Raw genomic sequence first — 16754 nt, forward strand, 5'->3', positions numbered from 1 at the left:
CCGAAAAAGAGTTTGCAAATGTACGATTATATATTTGATTACCAAACAGAAGAACCTGTTTTTTAAAGCAATCTAGAGTGAAAAATATATGATGTAAGAATCCTTAAGAAGTTGATTTATTACCTTGATTACTCGTGTGATAAAAAAGTAAGTTAACAGATATTGTATACATCAAAAATAAGGTTTTGATAAGTTTTGTTGTTTTTAGTCAAAATTCTCTGAAACAATTTCTAATAAATGCTCGCTTAGAAGCGGTTTATTTCTAAAATCAGATACTACATTCAATGCATCTGCTTTCGCTTTATCCTTAGGGTTTAAGGATGTAGTAAGCATAACCAATAAAAGGTTGCTTTTTTCATTTAAGTTTAGTTTTTCGTATTCCTCCAAAAATTCCCAACCATTCATAATAGGCATATTAATATCTAAAAAGATAATGTTAGGTTTAATGTAATCTTCTTTATCGGTATCTTTTAGATATTCTAAAGCATCTAAAGCTGATGAAAATACTTTTATCTGTTTTGCACAATCTGCAAGGTTTGCATTTCTTTCGTGTAAATAATTGGTGGCAAGATCATCATCAATAAAAATAATTAGGTCTAATTTATCAGTCATGGTTAAGTTGTTTTTTTATAGTTGTTTTAAATGTGCTTCCTCCATTAAAATTGGTACTTACGTTAATTTCACCTTTGTGAAGTTGGGCAACACGCAAGCAATGTGCTAACCCAATACCTGTACCTTTAAATTCTGATTTATTATGAAGTCTTTGAAAAATATCAAAAATGCGTTTTTGATGTTCTTTAGGAATTCCAATGCCATTATCGACAACAGTTATCTCCCAAAACTTTTCATTTTCTTTAGCGTCAATATGAATGTTAGGTGTTACATCAGGCGCAACAAATTTCATTCCGTTAGATAATAAATTTTGAAATAGTAGCTTTAAAGGTAAACTATAGCCATATATTGTTGGTAGGTTTCCTGTAGTAATTATTGCACTAGAATCATCAATTTTACTTTTTAAATCTAGCATACAATCGGCTACTGTTTCTTTCAAGTTTACTTGTTCTAATTCATACTCTTTACCTAGTCTAGAATAATCTAAAAGATCTTTTATTAATACTTGCATACGGTTTGTAGAATCTTTTATAAAATGTAAACTATCCTGCCCTGTAGTGTCAAGCTTATCATAATACTCTTGGTATAGCAAATCAGAAAAACTCATGATAGTTCGTAAAGGCTCTTGAAGATCATGCGAGGCTACATAAGCAAATTGTTCTAACTCATGATTGTTTTTTTCTAATTGCTTTACATATTCTGATTCTAATATATTTTGAGCCTTTTTACGCTCTGAAACATCAATTTTTATACTTAAAAATTCATATGGTTTTCCAGATTTAAGCACAAAGGGTATAATAGCTGTATTTACCCAAAAAGTATCTCCATTTTTTTTTTTATTCTTAATATCTTTAACCCATATTTTACCTGCATTAATGGTGTCCCACATCTCTTTAAAAAAGCTATCTTTATGATGTCCAGACTTTAGAATATTGATGTTTTGTCCAAGTACTTCTTTTTCCTTGTAACCTGAAACCTTTCTAAATTCCTCATTAACTGATAAAATGTTTCCTTTTGTATCTGTTGTAGAAATGATAGCTATTCTGTCCAAGGCGGTTTTAAATTGTTTTAATTCCTTGTTATTGGCTTGCAACTTATCTTCGAGTATTTTTCTGCCTTTATCCGACTTGTTTATTCTAATTGAAATAGGTGTGAAGTATAACAAACTAAAAATTATAAATGAAACACAATAGAGTACAACTCCAAAGCTTACCTTAACAATGTCATTATTTATCAAGTATAGAATTACGAAACCTAAAATAATAGGAAGTAATACTACTATAGGAAAACTAATCCACAACAATCGGTTGCCAGCATAATTACTTGTGAAGTATTTTACATAGCCTGTTTCTGGTTGTTTTAACATAATACCTATTGTCAATACAAAGAATAAAATTGAAGTATGTATTGCCATAGATTCGAAGAATGTCGCTTTATCAGAAGAATTTAAATTTAATATGTAGGAGATAATAGATACTGTAGACAATAATAGTACTATAAATAGAAGTATTTGGCTAAAGCTAATAAGACTTTTTTTATCACTTTGAAAACCGAAAACTGATAAGCCTAATAACAAAAAAGAACTACAAGTACCTAGCCCCATTCTTCCAGGAAAGGTTATTGAATAAGAATCTGATATAAAAAAAGTGTCAAGGTCAAAGCGCAATTCGGTCATGTATGATACTATTGTATATAGAGATATAAACAACAAGACGCCATTGGTTACAATATTTAAAACAAATAAAAAATCATTTTGTTTATTTATACAATACAGAGCTATTGCAGATAAAAAAAATAGTAATGCAGAATTAAATTTCATAGTAGCACTACTAGGAATAATTTCTAAAACAGGCTTAAGTTCTAAAAACCACCCAAGCATTACTGTCAAGCTAGTTATTACTACACAAATAACGATGTAAGTAATTATCTTATTAAATACGCTTTTTTTCATTTGGAGCCAATTACTTCAACCAATTCTTAGAGGGATTATTTAATTAGCTACAACTAAAGTAAGAATTATTAGTAAATTTTGACAGAAAAAGATTTTTTTTTTAAAATTATTAAGATGTAATACCGAGTATGTGTTATGTTGATTAAATCTTGAGACATAAAAACCCAACCCTAAATAAATAAATTATAATGTGGTTGGGTTTACCAAACTAAAAACATTATGATAAATTAGTTTTGGTTTTTGTCTACAAATTTAAGATTGATACCTACTGAAAATAAGAAACTCCTATCTAAAAAATATTGAGGAACGGTAAAGCTATTGCCATATTCGTTTAAAACTTTACTGGTAACAAAGTTAACTTCACTATTAAATGGTAGTTTGCCTTTAGTCCATGCGTTTAAAGGTAAATTGGCTCCAAATCCCCAAGTAAGGCCTCTTTTATTGTCTGTAACCCAAGCACCTTCTCCAACTTCTTTTGGACCTGAAGCAGGACGATTCTCAAAATAGTATCCCAATCTAAAGGCTAATGTTTTCATAAACCAAGCTTCTGCACCAATACCAAAAGCTGTATTATTCTCATGATTTGCATTTTTAATTGTTTCCTTGGGGCCAGGAAGTACATCTCTAAACTGTAAGTGCACTGCTAAATCTAATGTTTTTGGAGCACCTTTAAAAAATCCCTTTCCTTCTGTGAAGTTTGGTTGGATTGCAAGCGTTGCTTGATAAGCAGCTCCAAATGATAGGTGTATAGGTAAATCTCTAAAGTTTAAGAAATCTTGATAGGTTTGCTCCATTCTATTTTTCATTAATACATTTACTAAACTTGTTGCAAACCTTATATTTTGATTGCTGATTTTTTCGTTTTTAATCCAGTCTACTTCTTTATCATATATAGCTCCAAATGATAATATAAATTCTGTGCTAGTAACATTTTTTGGTACTGCGCGGCCTACTAAATAATTACCAGATAACCCCACATTTAATCCTGGAATTACTTCGTAAGCAGCTACTGCTGTATATGCTGATTGGCTACGTCGATCTTCATACGATTCTTCATAACCACCAATTATAGTAGACCAAGGGGAATTTTTTTCATCCACCCAATTTAAGGTACTAATACCTACGATTAGTTTGTTATTTATGCGATAAGATACGCCCAAGAAAGGATATTGTCCGCCCTTACGAACTTGACTTCCTGACGCATAATTTATATGCACGTTAATTTTCTCTTCTGTAAGCCCAATTGTAGCAGGATTGTAAAATGCATTTTCAATACCTTCTAAAGTAATGGTTGTTAAGCCCATTCCAGTTGCTCTAGCACTTGAAGGTTGCCCGTGAAAAATACCTTGATAGTGTGTTGGTACGTAATAATCTCTTATTGATTGAGAAAAACTAACGGATTGACATAGAATAGCAAATAAAGCAGCTCTTAATAACAATTTCATGATACATAATGTTTGATTAGTTGTCAATACATCGATATCAAGAAAAAATGTCATCACATTTTCACAAGCAAACGAATTGTTTTATTTATTTCTTGCCAAAAATTTTAGGGTGTCGTATATATTTCTGGGTCAGGATAAAATGCAGCAATTGCAAACCAATAACTCATTACAGATTTTACTGGCGTTAAATTTTCTCCTGCTCTAGGACCGCTTAATGCTTCTCCAAAAACAGACCATGTATTGCCTTCGTTATCTTTGAGCAAAGAAGCAGATGCGTTATTTGGATCGTATTCAAAATTTAGATTAGCATGGGCTCCATCTAGTTTAAAACCATAAATTAAGTTGTTATTTCCGTATATAACATAATCACTACCATTAAATTTATCTTTAATTACGTTACCACCTTCAAAATTGGAAAATTGATAAACTTTAGATAGCTCGTTATCTATAATAGCGTATACACGATCTTTATTTGGTAATGCAGTATTAAAAATTTCTGGTCTAAAAATAAATCTGTTATTATTCGTGGCATAATCTCCGTAAGGCGACACACCATAATTTCTAGAAAACCCTGTTTGAGTACTTAAAACCTGAGTGTTTGGGTATAGATTGCGCCATGTAGCCCAATCTGTTTCGATGGTATTATATAGTTTTGGTTCATCTCCTAATAAAGAGCCGTTAACACATTCTAATCGTAATTGAGACCAGTTACTATCTGTATTTCTGTCATACATAATTAGGTTTGCGTTATATAGTAAACCAGATACACCAAATGTACTTCTTGTGTTGTTTGTTCTACTTTCCCAAGCAAAAGCAGTACCAGTTAAAGGGCAATAGTTTAGTGTAAAAAAAGATCCGCTAATTTCGTCATTTACCACTTCATGCCAGTCTAAAACTATATGCGGATAAGCTCTGGCTACACCGTTTTGAAATATACCAACTACTAAATCATCATCGCTTAAAAATGTTGCTTCTTGAGCAGTTACAAATTGTGGATTATCAATTGAAGGTATACCATCTTTTCCGGGGCCACCATCTCTAATTTCATTTATAGGAATTGCCCATTCCGTGAATCCATTTAAAGGTCTTTCATCTTGAATACTATCATTTGTGCTGCTGCAAGCAAATAACAATACTGCTATTATACTTATTAATATATGGTTTTTCATAGCTACTTTATTTTATATTGAACAATTTTTGTTTAGGTTGAAATTTTAATAGAATACCAGTTGTAATACGATAGGTTGGCGTAAGTTGAGTACCATCTACGTTACTATATAGGGGTAGTTCTATTCTGGTTGAAAACTGCATGTTTGGTTTTAGTGCTATTGAAAAATCGGGAATAACAAATAACCAATTGCCACCAGTATTGTCTAAATCAAAACCATCAATTTGGTCTAAATCAGCATCACGATATTTAAAAGTAATACTTGGAGTTGCTAGAGTTTTAAATAATTGAAATTGATCCGAAACACCTAGAAACGCTTGAATTTCATTTCCGAATTTATAACTGGAATTTTCTAAGTATGTGCTGTTTATGCCAGTATTTCTGTAGATTATTCTACTGGATATGATCATAGATGGTCTAAATGCTGTTTGTTTACTTCCAGAGATGTAGTAAACAATATCCCAAGCGTTACTTCCTGGTTGTAAATCGGCATTTAAAACAATACCCTGATCGTTAGTTTCTGTTGATGAACCAAAAGGTATTTTAGCACCTAAACCTATTTCTGTACTACTATTTTTACCTAATAACTTTTTAAAATTGTATTTAAGTAGTAGCAATCCATCTCCTATTCCTGAAGTTACATTTAAGTTTTCATTACCAAACTGTGTTATATTTCTACGTTGGTTAACCCATGTAAATAAACCTTCTACAGACAGATGTTTTGTAAAGGTATAAGCAGCATTAATGAGTATAGAATGCGTAATTCTTAATCTTGAATTATCATTTAAAGTTTCAGAGCCATTGTTTAGTGTATTTAAATTATTATAATCGTAATTTAAACTGACTTGAAACGTGCCTTTGTCTTCAACAGACATACCAATATTATTGGACAAAGGAATACCTCCAGAGCAACAGGTTTGTGCATTTAAATTATAGACATAAACCAGAATTACACCTAAAACTATTTTTTTTAGTTGCATACGTTTCAATAGCTATATTATAATAATGTCGTTATATTTAGCGTATGCTTACTTACTATTGAAGTAAGATGTGAAAAAAGGGAAATTTAGACAAGGATTTTATTATTGGCTTGCTGCTCTTTGTAATCTGTCGTTTACAGATTTGCCTAAACCAATATCTGGTAGGGTTTCTACTATGATAATGTCTAATTTTTGATTGTCTAATTTATGTAAACTGTTATACAAGTTTGAGGCTGCCTCTGATAAATCTCCTGTTTGAGATAATATAATTTGAGAAGTAATACCATCATTTTCAATCTTTGATCTGAAGGATAATACGCCTATGCGTTTACCAATATATTTTTCTACATGCTTTATAATATTGTTTGATAGTACTGTTTTGGTTTTAGGAGCGTAGTGTTTATGCAACATTCCAGGTGCATTAGGTTTGTTTTCTTTTTTATTTTTTACAGGAACTTTACCTACTATCGCCTCAATATCTTCCAGAGCAATAGATCCTAAACGATACAGAATAGGTTCGTCATTTTCAAAACCAACTATAGTAGATTCTATACCTTTTTTACATGTACCTCCATCTAAAACCATTTTAATTTTATCTTTAAAATAATCTTCAACATGTTGCGCAGTAGTTGGACTTATTCTATTAAACGGATTGGCACTGGGTGCTGCTAATGGGAAATCTAGTGTTTTTAAAAGTTCTAAAGTTACAGGATGATTAGGTATACGTACAGCAACGGTATTTTTCCCTGCAGTAATGATATCAGGAATTACATCTTTTTTTGGGAGTACCATGGTTAAAGGTCCTGGCCAAAATTGTTCTGCCAATAATCTGGCTTTTTCGGGGATGTAGCTTACCACATTTTCAAGGTATTCTGCATTAGGAATATGAACGATAAGCGGATTAAATAAAGGGCGTTGTTTTGTATTGAAAATGGCTTTAATTGCGGTTTCACTATAAATATTACCTGCCAAACCATATACGGTTTCGGTGGGTATGGCTACCAACTCGTTATTGTTTAAAAGCGTAATGGCCTTTGATATGTCTTTAGAAATAATACTCATTATACAAAATAGGTTGCAAAACTAAATAAAATAATGCAGAACTTTTGTGGGAAACATTATGCTTGCAAGTATGCCCTGTGTTAAGGATAGTAGTGGAAAGCCCACAGGTTTTGCGCCCAAGCGTAAAAGCGAGGACTTGCAGCGGATAGCCTGACCCCGCTTTAAGCGGGGTAACGCCCAAATAAAACACACACTGTATACAAGCGTTAATTTTTGTGTATTTTTGCAACGCTATGCAGGAGTTAAAACTTTCTAGTTGGTTACCTACCACAAATAAAGAGGTGAAAATTCGCGGATGGGAAGCACTTGATGTTATTCTGTTTAGCGGTGATGCTTATGTAGATCATCCAACATTTGGACCTGCAGTTATTGGGCGCTTGTTGGAAAGTTTTGGTTTACGGGTGGCTATTGTACCGCAACCAAATGTTAATGATAATCTTCAAGATTTTGTGAAATTGGGTGCGCCAAAGTTGTTTTTTGGGGTTACAGGTGGGTGTATGGACCCTATGATTAGTAACTACAATGCTAATAAAAAACGCCGAAAAAAGGATGCTTATACGCCCAATGGCGATATTGGGTTCCGTCCTGATTATGCTACTACGGTTTATACTAATATTTTAAAAGAAAAGTGGCCAGATGTACCAGTTTTAATTGGTGGTATTGAAGCATCATTACGTCGTGTTACCCATTACGATTATTGGAGTAATACACTAATGCCTACTATTTTAGAGAGTTCTAAAGCGGATATGTTGGTATATGGAATGGGAGAACAGCCGTTACGTGAAGTGGTAAGGCTTTTACAAAAAGGAGTGCCTTTTAATAGTATTACTACCGTAAAACAATCTGCAGTTTTATTGAATGCGGATGCAAAAATCCCTAAAAATAGTAATTGGGAAGATGTTGAAATTGAATCGCACGAGGTGTGTTTAAAAAACAAAAAGGCCTATGCTTCTAATTTTAAAATAATAGAGCAGGAAAGTAACAAACTGGCGGCTCGAAGAATTTTTCAGAAGATTGGGGGTAAAACGTTGATGATTAATCCACCCTATCCTACGATGACAGAGGATGAGATTGATGCGTCTTTTGAATTGCCTTATACCAGATTACCACACCCTAAATACAATAAACGAGGCCCTATTCCTGCCTATGAAATGATTAAGTTTTCTATAAACATTCATCGCGGATGTTTTGGAGGCTGTAGTTTTTGTACCATTTCTGCGCATCAAGGGAAGTTTATAGCTTCTAGAAGTCAGGAATCTGTATTGCGGGAGGTTGATACTGTGGCAAATATGCCAGATTTTAAGGGGTATTTATCTGATATTGGCGGCCCAAGTGCAAACATGTATAAAATGAAAGGGAAAGTGCAGGAGATTTGTGATAAGTGTGTGGCGCCATCGTGTATTTCGCCTGTAATTTGTAGCAATCTAGACACGTCTCATAAACCTTTAACTGATTTATATAAAGCGGTTGACAGTCATCCTAAAGTAAAAAAATCGTTTATTGGTAGTGGTATTCGTCATGATATGTTAGTGCCAGAATTCAATAAAAATGCTGACGCTAAAGAATTGGATGATTATACTGAAGAGGTAATGACCAAGCACGTTTCTGGACGACTTAAAGTGGCTCCTGAGCATACCAGTGATCCAGTTTTGAAACTTATGAGGAAACCTTCTTTTAGTTATTTTCATAAGTTTAAGGAACGTTTTGATAGAATTAATATCAAGAAAGGACTAAAGTTACAATTGATTCCTTACTTTATTTCCAATCATCCTGCTTGTGAGGCTGAAGACATGGCAAATTTAGCTGCCGAAACCAAAGATATGGGCTTTCAGTTAGAGCAAGTACAGGGCTTTACACCAACTCCCATGACGGTAGCTACTGTGATTTACTACAGTGGTTATCATCCTTACACGCTTAAAAAGGTAAAAACACCTAAAACCCAGAAAGAAAAAGATGAGCAGCATCGTTTTTTCTTCTGGTATAAAGATGAAAATAAGACATGGATTAAGAATACACTTAATAAACTAGGGCGGCAAGATTTATTGGACGTTTTACTTCCTAAAAAGGAGCAAAAATGGCGAAAAAATAAACCCGGTAAGCCTAAGCATACGTTTGATGATGCGGTGCCTTTTAATAAGCGGAAGAAGAAGGCAAAGTTTCGTTCTAAAAATAAACGCAGATAAGTTTTTTAATTTTTAGTGATGACAATCTCTTCATATGTCGATGTGTAATAAAACACATTAATTAATTCATATGAAAACTACCAAATTTTTTTCGGCATTACTCGTTTTACTACTTACACTATCCTGTTCCAAATCCTCAGATGAGGGAGAAATACAAGATCAAGAAATAGCTATTGAGGGTGTTTGGTTGTTAAGAGATATTACCGATATTAATTTAGAGGGTAACCCTCTTCCTACTGAAGTTTCCCAGGAAATACGTGCCTTTGTTGAGTTAATATTGAATGAGGGTTGCGAAATGATGGTTTTTGAATTTAGGCCTGATAAATCAGTTATATTAGAACAATATGATGTGAACGACTTTAATCCTACTGAAGAGGAAGTGGAGTATATAGTTAATTGTGCAAATATTGACACATTTAATGGTACTTGGGATTTACAGGAGAATCAACTTACTATTTCGGGAGAAGATGATGAATCCAGCTCTTTTTCCATTAGATTACAATCTAGCATAATGATTTTAGAAGATGTTCCACTTGGAGCAATTTTACCTATAGATGGACAAGGAGATTTTGTTTTTGAAAAGCTGGGTAATGGGTAAATTAATTTAATGCGCCTCCAACCAATTATCGCCAATATCTAAATCCACATCCAGAGGTACTTCTAGTTTATAAGCATTTTCCATTTCGGTTTTTACAAGAGTTTTGATAGTCTCTAATTCTGGTTTGTACACATCAAACACCAATTCATCATGCACTTGTAAAAGCATTTTGGTTTTAAAATTACCTTCTGATAGTTTATTATGAATATTAATCATAGCAATTTTAATAATATCAGCAGCACTACCTTGTATAGGCGCATTTACGGCATTACGCTCTGCCGCACCTCGTACAACGGCGTTTCTGGAATTAATATCTTTTAAATAACGACGACGACCTAGAACAGTTTGCACGTAACCATTATCTCTGGCAAAATCTACCTGTTCGCTAATGTAGTTTCTCAGTTTAGGATAAGTAGCATAATAGGTGTCAATCAATTCTTTAGATTCTGCTCTAGACAAATTGGTTTGGTTACTTAATCCAAAAGCAGAAACGCCATAAATAATACCAAAATTTACGGTTTTTGCATTACTACGTTGCTCACGGGTAACATCTTCAATTGCTACATTAAATACTTTTGATGCAGTTGAAGCATGAATATCCTCTCCATTTTGAAATGCAGAAATCATCGTTTCTTCTTTACTTAAAGCCGCAATAATCCTTAATTCTATCTGAGAGTAATCTGCTGCTAAAAGTGTGTAATCTTCGCTTCGCGGAATAAAGGCTTTACGCACTTGTCGTCCACGTTCGGTACGAATCGGAATATTTTGAAGGTTAGGATTGTTGCTACTCAATCGCCCTGTTGCGGCAACAGTTTGCATATAATCAGTATGTACACGTCCTGTAGCATCTTCAACCTGATTTGGTAAGGCATCTACATACGTGCTTTTCAATTTTGATAACCCTCTAAAGTCTAATATATTTTGAATAATTTCATGGTCTTTTGCCAAATAGCTTAGTACATCCTCAGCTGTGGAATACTGTCCGGATTTTGTCTTTTTAGGTTTATCCACCAACTTCATTTTTTCAAAAAGGATAATACCTAATTGTTTTGGAGAAGCAATATTAAATTCTTCTCCTGCGGCTTCATAAATTTTAACTTCTAATGACTTAATGTCTTTATCAAGTGCTAGTGATAAGGTGTTTAAAAAGCCTTTATCTAAGTTAATACCTTCTAGTTCCATATCCGCTAAAACTCGAAGCAGAGGTACTTCAATATCATCAAATAGTTTTTGGGTATTGGCCTCTCCCAACTCATTTTGAAAATGTTCTTTTAATTGTAATGTGATATCAGCGTCCTCAACTGCATATTCAGTTTGTTTTTCCAGTGCAACCTCGCGCATCGATAATTGATTCTTCCCTTTTTTACCAATTAATGTTTCAATAGAAATAGGTGTGTAATTCAAATAGGTTTCGGCCAGCACATCCATATTATGACGCATATCTGGATTGATAAGGTAATGCGCTAACATAGTGTCAAAGAGTTTTCCTTTAACATCAACGCTGTATTTCGCTAAAACTTTAATATCATATTTTAAATTCTGACCAATTTTCTCAATGTTCTCACTTTCAAAAAACGGACGCAGTTGCTCTATTAATTCTTGGGCTTCGTTTTTATCTTCAGGAAATGGTACATAAAAGCCTTTGCTGACTTCCCAAGAAAAAGCAATACCTACTAATTCAGCAGTTAAGGGATTCAATCCTGTAGTTTCTGTATCAAAACATACAGAAGTTTGATTCATTAAGTTTTTAATAAACAATTTAGTCGCCATTCCAGAGGCCACACTTTGGTAGAAATGAGATGTCGTTTCTGCGGTTTTTCGTGTGTGTTCAGGTATAATTTCAGTATCGTTTGATAGATCTGCTCCAAATAAAGAAAACTGACCAGCACCAGCAGATTTTGTTTCTTTAGGTGTTGGTGTGCTTACTGTATTCTGCGTATTAGATGATTGGTTGGATGCTGTTGTAGTGTCAATATCTTGTGCAAAGGTTTTTACAAAATTTTCAGTGAGTCTCCTGAATTCTAACTCTTGAAAAATAGCTTTCACTTTTTCAACATCAGGATGATCGAGCTCAAAATCCTTTGCATTAAACTCCACAGGTACATCTAGCATTATAGTTGCCAGTTTTTTTGAGAGTAATCCTAACTCGCCATTGGCTTCTACCTTCTCTTTCATTTTACCTTTTAACTGATCGGTGTTTGCTAATAAACCTTCCATACTACCAAACTGTGCTAAAAACTTTTTCGCAGTTTTTTCACCTACACCTGGAAGCCCAGGAATATTATCACTGGAATCTCCCATCATACCTAAAAAGTCAATCACTTGCATAGGGTCTTCAACCTCAAACTTTTTTTGTACTTCAGGGATGCCCCAAGTTTCGTAACCACCTCCGAAAACAGGGCGATACATAAAAATATTTTCAGTAACTAATTGTGCAAAATCCTTATCTGGCGTTACCATAAAAGTTTTAAAACCTTCTTTTTCAGCTTGTCGAGAAAGTGTTCCAATAACGTCATCAGCTTCATAACCTTCTTTTACCATAATGGGAATGTGCATCGCTTCCAAAATATTGCAAATATGAGGAATTGCAGTCCGGATACCTTCGGGAGTTTCATCTCGGTTGGCCTTATACGCTTCGTACATTTCAACACGATCTACACTACCGCCTTTATCAAAACAAACGGCTAAGTGGTCTGGACGTTCACGTTTTATCACATCCAATAACGAATTCATAAACCCCATAATTGCAGACGTGTCTTCGCCTTTAGAATTAATGCGAGGGTTTTTTATAAAAGCATAATAGCCACGAAAAATTAAAGCATAAGCATCTACTAAAAAAAGGCGTTTTTGGTCTGACATTTTGTGTGTTTTGATAGAAAACCAAAGCTACAAAAAGTTATTGCCTAATAGAAGTATTATAGTTGAATGTTTCTATGCTTACATGAAATTTCACTAAAGTTTTACCCAAGCGCCAGCTTCAAATCCCCAAAAACCAATTGTTGTAAATGTAGCATTAGTAGAAGTTACATAAATAAAGTCTCCATCAACAGCCGTTAATGCGCTTGCTTGAGCAGCTGTAAACCTACCAGATTTAAATACATTTTGGTCTGCTACCTTTAAATCGCCATTGATTTCAATGTTATTGGTTTGAAAATCGCCATAAATTAATGGGGCAGTAGTACTAGAGTTATCAATATATAATTTATTACTTCCAGATTCTTGCATTCCAGATTGATAACCAATAAACACATTCCCCGATTTATTTTCAGCAGTTCCAGTATTGGTTTCGGGGTCATAATTGCCTCCACCAGATTCAAATCCTATGTATACATTATTTGATGAATTTATGTCAGAATTTCCTGAACTAGCTCCAATAAACACATTTCTATCATTATTTAAATCCGATGCATTGTCATCATCTAACGACCTTCCAGCATAATCTCCCACAGCAGTATTGTTATCTCCATAAATGTTAAATCTAAGCGATTGGTTTCCAGTTGAAGAATTGTTTTGTCCAAATATATTTTCTCCCAAAGAAAACGCACCTATAGCTACATTTGATGAACCAGAAGTATTGCTGTTAAGTGCATTCCCTCCAATGGCTGTATTATTTCTCCCAGAAGTGTTTGCAACTAATGTGGCAAAACCAATAGCGGTATTCCTTAAACCATCAACGTTATTAGTTAGGGCATTATGTCCTATAGCTGTATTATTTCTCCCAGAAGTGTTTGCATCTAAAGTAGATGACCCAATAGCAACATTGTAACTACCAGAAATATTTAATTGTAAAGACTGAAAACCTATAGCAATATTCTGCTCACCTTGATTAGCTGTATTTCCAATAACATTATTTAAGGTATTTAGTCCTATACCGATATTTCTATTATGAGAAGCATCATCAGCATTACCAGCACCAATACCTAAAAATATGGATGAACCATTATTTGATCCATCAATATCAGATTTTCCATCAGATAGGTCGTCTATTTGTTTAACAAACGGAATCCATGATGTTGTTGCATTGTTCCAATAGTAAAACCCTTCTATTGGTGTACCACTACCAGTTACAAAAACAAGCATGCCATTTTGATTTACACCTGGATTAGTAGCTGGAAACTCATCAATTTTAGGAATTAAAATACCATCAGTAATAGCTGGAGTAGCTTGATTACTTGAAGAAATATGTAAAGCTGAATTTGGATTAGTGGTATTTATACCAACTTGCGCTATTATGAATTGAGAAGATGAGATAAAAAAAAGTGATAATAACAATTTGATTTTCATGAATTAAGGGGTGTTTTTCACTAAAAATAGAGAGCGTTGTTTTTTTAATTAATAACAATCCTTTTAACGACTTGCTTATTCTGTTGGGATTTAATTTTTAATATATAAATTCCTGATTCTAAAGAATCAATTGATAGCTTGTTTTGGCTTTTAACAGATATTATTTTTTTGCCTTGTATAGTGTATAATTCCAATGTGTCGAACGATTTATTAGAGTGTATATTTATAATATTATTCGTAGGATTAGGAAATACCCTAACATCTGCTTTCGTAAAAGTAGTGGTGCTTAAACTATTTGTAATTGAAATATTGAAACTTGTATTTGCCGTGTTGTCTGCCAAATCAATAGTTCTAAATACTCTAATCCAATAGGTACCATTTGCTGATAAATTGGTGACAGTTCCAGATTCTTCAAAACACGCTAAGCTAGTATTGCCCATACAGTCATCGAAAATGGCAAAATTATTCCAAGTAGTATTGCCATCAATTTCAATAGCGCCATTAAGAGGCATTTCAAAACTGTACCAGACATCTACATAGTCTTCATTTATTCCAGTTGTACACCCTGTTTCATTATTAACAGTTGCGCCACCAATTTCAAAATTAATAGTAGTAATAGTGCCTTCAGTTAAAGTAAAGGTTTCTGCAGCAGCACAGGTGTCATTAGTAGCGTCTTCGAATGCCTGTATGTCGAAACTTGTAAATGAGTTGTCCGCCAGAGCGACAGTTCTAAACACTCTTAATTTGTAATTAGTTCCGCTAGTTAATCCGCTAATAAATTGATTATTAGTTCCGCATTGAATTAAATTACCGTTGCAGGCATCGTAAAGCGCAAAATTGTTCCAACTGGTAGCACTATTTATGTAGAGATTACCATTAACTGGCATGGTAAATTCGTGCCAGATATCTACATAATCTTCTGTACTATCGCATCCAACTTCGTTAAGCACCTCGGCTCCACCAATGTTAAAACTATATGTCAACGCTTCGGTTGTAACCGTAATAGTTTCTGGAGCAGCACAGGTGTCGTTAGTAACCTCTTCGAATGCTTTTACACCGAAACTTGTAAATGCGTTGTCCGCCAGAGCGACAGTTCTAAATACTCTTAATTTGTAATTGGTTCCGTTGGTTAACCCACTAATAAATTGACTGTTAGTTCCACATTGAATCCTATTGCCGTTGCAGGCATCGTAAAGCGCAAAATTGTTCCAACTGGTAAAACCATTTATATAGAGGTTGCCATTAACTGGCATGGTAAATTCGTACCAGATATCTACATAATCTTCTGTACTATCGCACCCAACTTCGTTAAGCATCTGGGCTCCACCAATATTGAAATCGTATGTCAACTCTTCGATTATTTCAACTGTAATAGGTTCTGCCGTAGCGCACGTATCATTAGTGACCTCTTCGAATGCCTGTATGCCGAAACTTGTAAATCCGTTATCAGCTAGAGTGACGGATCTAAACACTCTTAATTTGTAATTGGTTCCGCTGGTTAACCCACTAATGAATTGACTGTTAGTTCCGCATTTAATCCTATTGCCATTGCAGGCATCGAATAGCGCAAAATTGTTCCAACTGGTAGTGCCATTTATATGGAGGTTACCAGTTACTGGCATGGTAAATTCGTACCAGATATCTACATAATCTTCTGTACTATCGCATCCAATTTCGTTAAGCACTTCGGCCCCACCAATATTAAAATCGTAAGATATCGCTTCGGTTGCAACTGTAATAGGCGCTGCTGTAGCGCAAGTATCATTGGTGACCTCTTCGAATGCTTGTATGCCGAAACTTGTAAATCCGTTGCCAGCTAGAGCGACGGTTCTAAATACTCTTAATTTGTAATTGGTTCCGCTAGTTAACCCACTAATAAATTGGCTGTTAGTTCCGCATTGAATTATATTGCCGTTGCAGGCATCGTATAGCGCAAAATTGTTCCAACTACTAACACCATTTATATAAAGATTACCATTTACTGGCATAGTAAATTCGTACCATACGTCAACATAATCATCAGTGGTAGTACATCCTAATTCGTTATTGACGGAAGCATCAACAATTTCAAAGGTAAAGGATGTAAGCGAAGTGTCTATAGTAATGAGTTCTGCATTGGCACAATTGTCGTTTGCAGGTTGACCAAAGGTTATTTGTAAAGAAGCTAAACATAAAATGAGGTAGAATTGTTTCATGATATTAGTTATTTGCATTTTAATAAATGATAGAGTTCTTCATACTTATATTCATAAAATGCATACTGGTGGATATTTGATTTAAGTATAAATTGTTTTATTATAATCTCTTAATATCTGTAGTTTTTCTATTAACACAAGTATTATTATACAGTGTAACACATAATACACTAGAGTTTAATACCACTAAAGAAATTGGTAGCGTTGAAGTTTTCATAACGAATAGAATTTTTAAACTGAGTTCGATTAATTTGATAAAAGCAAACACCTCGATTA

General features: G+C 34.0%; 11 protein-coding genes. 2 read left to right on the plus strand and 9 right to left on the minus strand.

Going from position 1 to position 16754, the window contains the following annotated elements:
• Positions 1-204 precede the first annotated feature (204 nt).
• The 6 genes from EYD46_RS07710 to EYD46_RS07735 all read right to left on the minus strand — a co-directional run bounded on the left by EYD46_RS07710 (position 205) and on the right by EYD46_RS07735 (position 7218).
• Positions 205-612, minus strand: coding sequence for a response regulator (locus EYD46_RS07710; RefSeq protein WP_130936497.1), 408 nt, complete (start codon positions 610-612; stop codon positions 205-207).
• Positions 605-2563 carry a PAS domain-containing sensor histidine kinase gene (locus tag EYD46_RS07715; RefSeq protein WP_130936498.1) on the minus strand — a complete coding sequence of 653 codons (1959 nt, stop codon included), beginning with the start codon at positions 2561-2563 and terminating at the stop codon, positions 605-607. Before EYD46_RS07715 ends, EYD46_RS07710 begins: the two co-directional genes overlap by 8 nt.
• Before the next feature lie 227 nt (positions 2564-2790).
• Positions 2791-4008 (minus strand): PorV/PorQ family protein, encoded by a 1218-nt coding sequence (locus EYD46_RS07720; RefSeq protein WP_130936499.1) that lies wholly within the window; start codon positions 4006-4008, stop codon positions 2791-2793.
• A 104-nt stretch (positions 4009-4112) separates the two neighbouring features.
• Positions 4113-5177 carry a DUF3179 domain-containing protein gene (locus EYD46_RS07725; RefSeq protein ID WP_130936500.1) on the minus strand — a complete coding sequence of 355 codons (1065 nt, stop codon included), beginning with the start codon at positions 5175-5177 and terminating at the stop codon, positions 4113-4115.
• 7 nt (positions 5178-5184) lie between these two features.
• Entirely contained in the window at positions 5185-6156 is a 972-nt protein-coding gene (locus EYD46_RS07730; RefSeq protein WP_130936501.1) for a hypothetical protein, read from the minus strand.
• Positions 6157-6258: 102 nt separating this feature from the next.
• Complete coding sequence (locus EYD46_RS07735) at positions 6259-7218, minus strand: L-threonylcarbamoyladenylate synthase (protein ID WP_130936502.1); 960 nt, start codon at positions 7216-7218, stop codon at positions 6259-6261.
• Positions 7219-7451: 233 nt separating this feature from the next.
• Here EYD46_RS07735 and EYD46_RS07740 point away from each other — a divergent pair, with 233 nt between their 5' ends.
• Together EYD46_RS07740 and EYD46_RS07745 are read left to right on the plus strand one after the other, a co-directional pair.
• Positions 7452-9401 carry a YgiQ family radical SAM protein gene (locus EYD46_RS07740; protein ID WP_130936503.1) on the plus strand — a complete coding sequence of 650 codons (1950 nt, stop codon included), beginning with the start codon at positions 7452-7454 and terminating at the stop codon, positions 9399-9401.
• Between the two features lie 70 nt (positions 9402-9471).
• Positions 9472-9999, plus strand: coding sequence for a lipocalin family protein (locus EYD46_RS07745; RefSeq protein ID WP_130936504.1), 528 nt, complete (start codon positions 9472-9474; stop codon positions 9997-9999).
• A gap of 6 nt (positions 10000-10005) precedes the next feature.
• On the opposite strand, the gene polA is transcribed toward EYD46_RS07745, so the two are convergent.
• From polA to EYD46_RS07760, 3 genes are all read right to left on the minus strand, one after another.
• A complete protein-coding gene (gene polA / locus EYD46_RS07750; protein ID WP_130936505.1) occupies positions 10006-12858 on the minus strand; it encodes a DNA polymerase I in 2853 nt (950 codons plus the stop codon).
• A gap of 93 nt (positions 12859-12951) precedes the next feature.
• Positions 12952-14283: a hypothetical protein gene (locus EYD46_RS07755; RefSeq protein WP_130936506.1), complete on the minus strand. Its 1332-nt coding sequence runs from the start codon at positions 14281-14283 to the stop codon at positions 12952-12954.
• 44 nt (positions 14284-14327) lie between these two features.
• Positions 14328-16478 carry a T9SS type A sorting domain-containing protein gene (locus EYD46_RS07760; protein ID WP_165454358.1) on the minus strand — a complete coding sequence of 717 codons (2151 nt, stop codon included), beginning with the start codon at positions 16476-16478 and terminating at the stop codon, positions 14328-14330.
• Positions 16479-16754: the final 276 nt, after the last annotated feature.

Origin of the sequence: Hyunsoonleella pacifica (assembly GCF_004310335.1) — a bacterium.
GTDB classification, from domain to species: Bacteria; Bacteroidota; Bacteroidia; order Flavobacteriales; family Flavobacteriaceae; genus Jejuia; species Jejuia pacifica.

Excerpts from the sequence above, each read along its gene's own strand:
- EYD46_RS07760 (WP_165454358.1), bottom strand. The coding sequence starts at position 16,478 with ATGAAACAATTCTACCTCATTTTATGTTTAGCTTCTTTACAAATAACC.
- EYD46_RS07710 (WP_130936497.1), bottom strand. The coding sequence starts at position 612 with ATGACTGATAAATTAGACCTAATTATTTTTATTGATGATGATCTTGCC.
- EYD46_RS07745 (WP_130936504.1), top strand. The coding sequence starts at position 9,472 with ATGAAAACTACCAAATTTTTTTCGGCATTACTCGTTTTACTACTTACA.
- EYD46_RS07735 (WP_130936502.1), bottom strand. The coding sequence starts at position 7,218 with ATGAGTATTATTTCTAAAGACATATCAAAGGCCATTACGCTTTTAAAC.
- EYD46_RS07730 (WP_130936501.1), bottom strand. The coding sequence starts at position 6,156 with ATGCAACTAAAAAAAATAGTTTTAGGTGTAATTCTGGTTTATGTCTAT.
- EYD46_RS07715 (WP_130936498.1), bottom strand. The coding sequence starts at position 2,563 with ATGAAAAAAAGCGTATTTAATAAGATAATTACTTACATCGTTATTTGT.
- polA (WP_130936505.1), bottom strand. The coding sequence starts at position 12,858 with ATGTCAGACCAAAAACGCCTTTTTTTAGTAGATGCTTATGCTTTAATT.
- EYD46_RS07740 (WP_130936503.1), top strand. The coding sequence starts at position 7,452 with ATGCAGGAGTTAAAACTTTCTAGTTGGTTACCTACCACAAATAAAGAG.
- EYD46_RS07725 (WP_130936500.1), bottom strand. The coding sequence starts at position 5,177 with ATGAAAAACCATATATTAATAAGTATAATAGCAGTATTGTTATTTGCT.
- EYD46_RS07720 (WP_130936499.1), bottom strand. The coding sequence starts at position 4,008 with ATGAAATTGTTATTAAGAGCTGCTTTATTTGCTATTCTATGTCAATCC.
- EYD46_RS07755 (WP_130936506.1), bottom strand. The coding sequence starts at position 14,283 with ATGAAAATCAAATTGTTATTATCACTTTTTTTTATCTCATCTTCTCAA.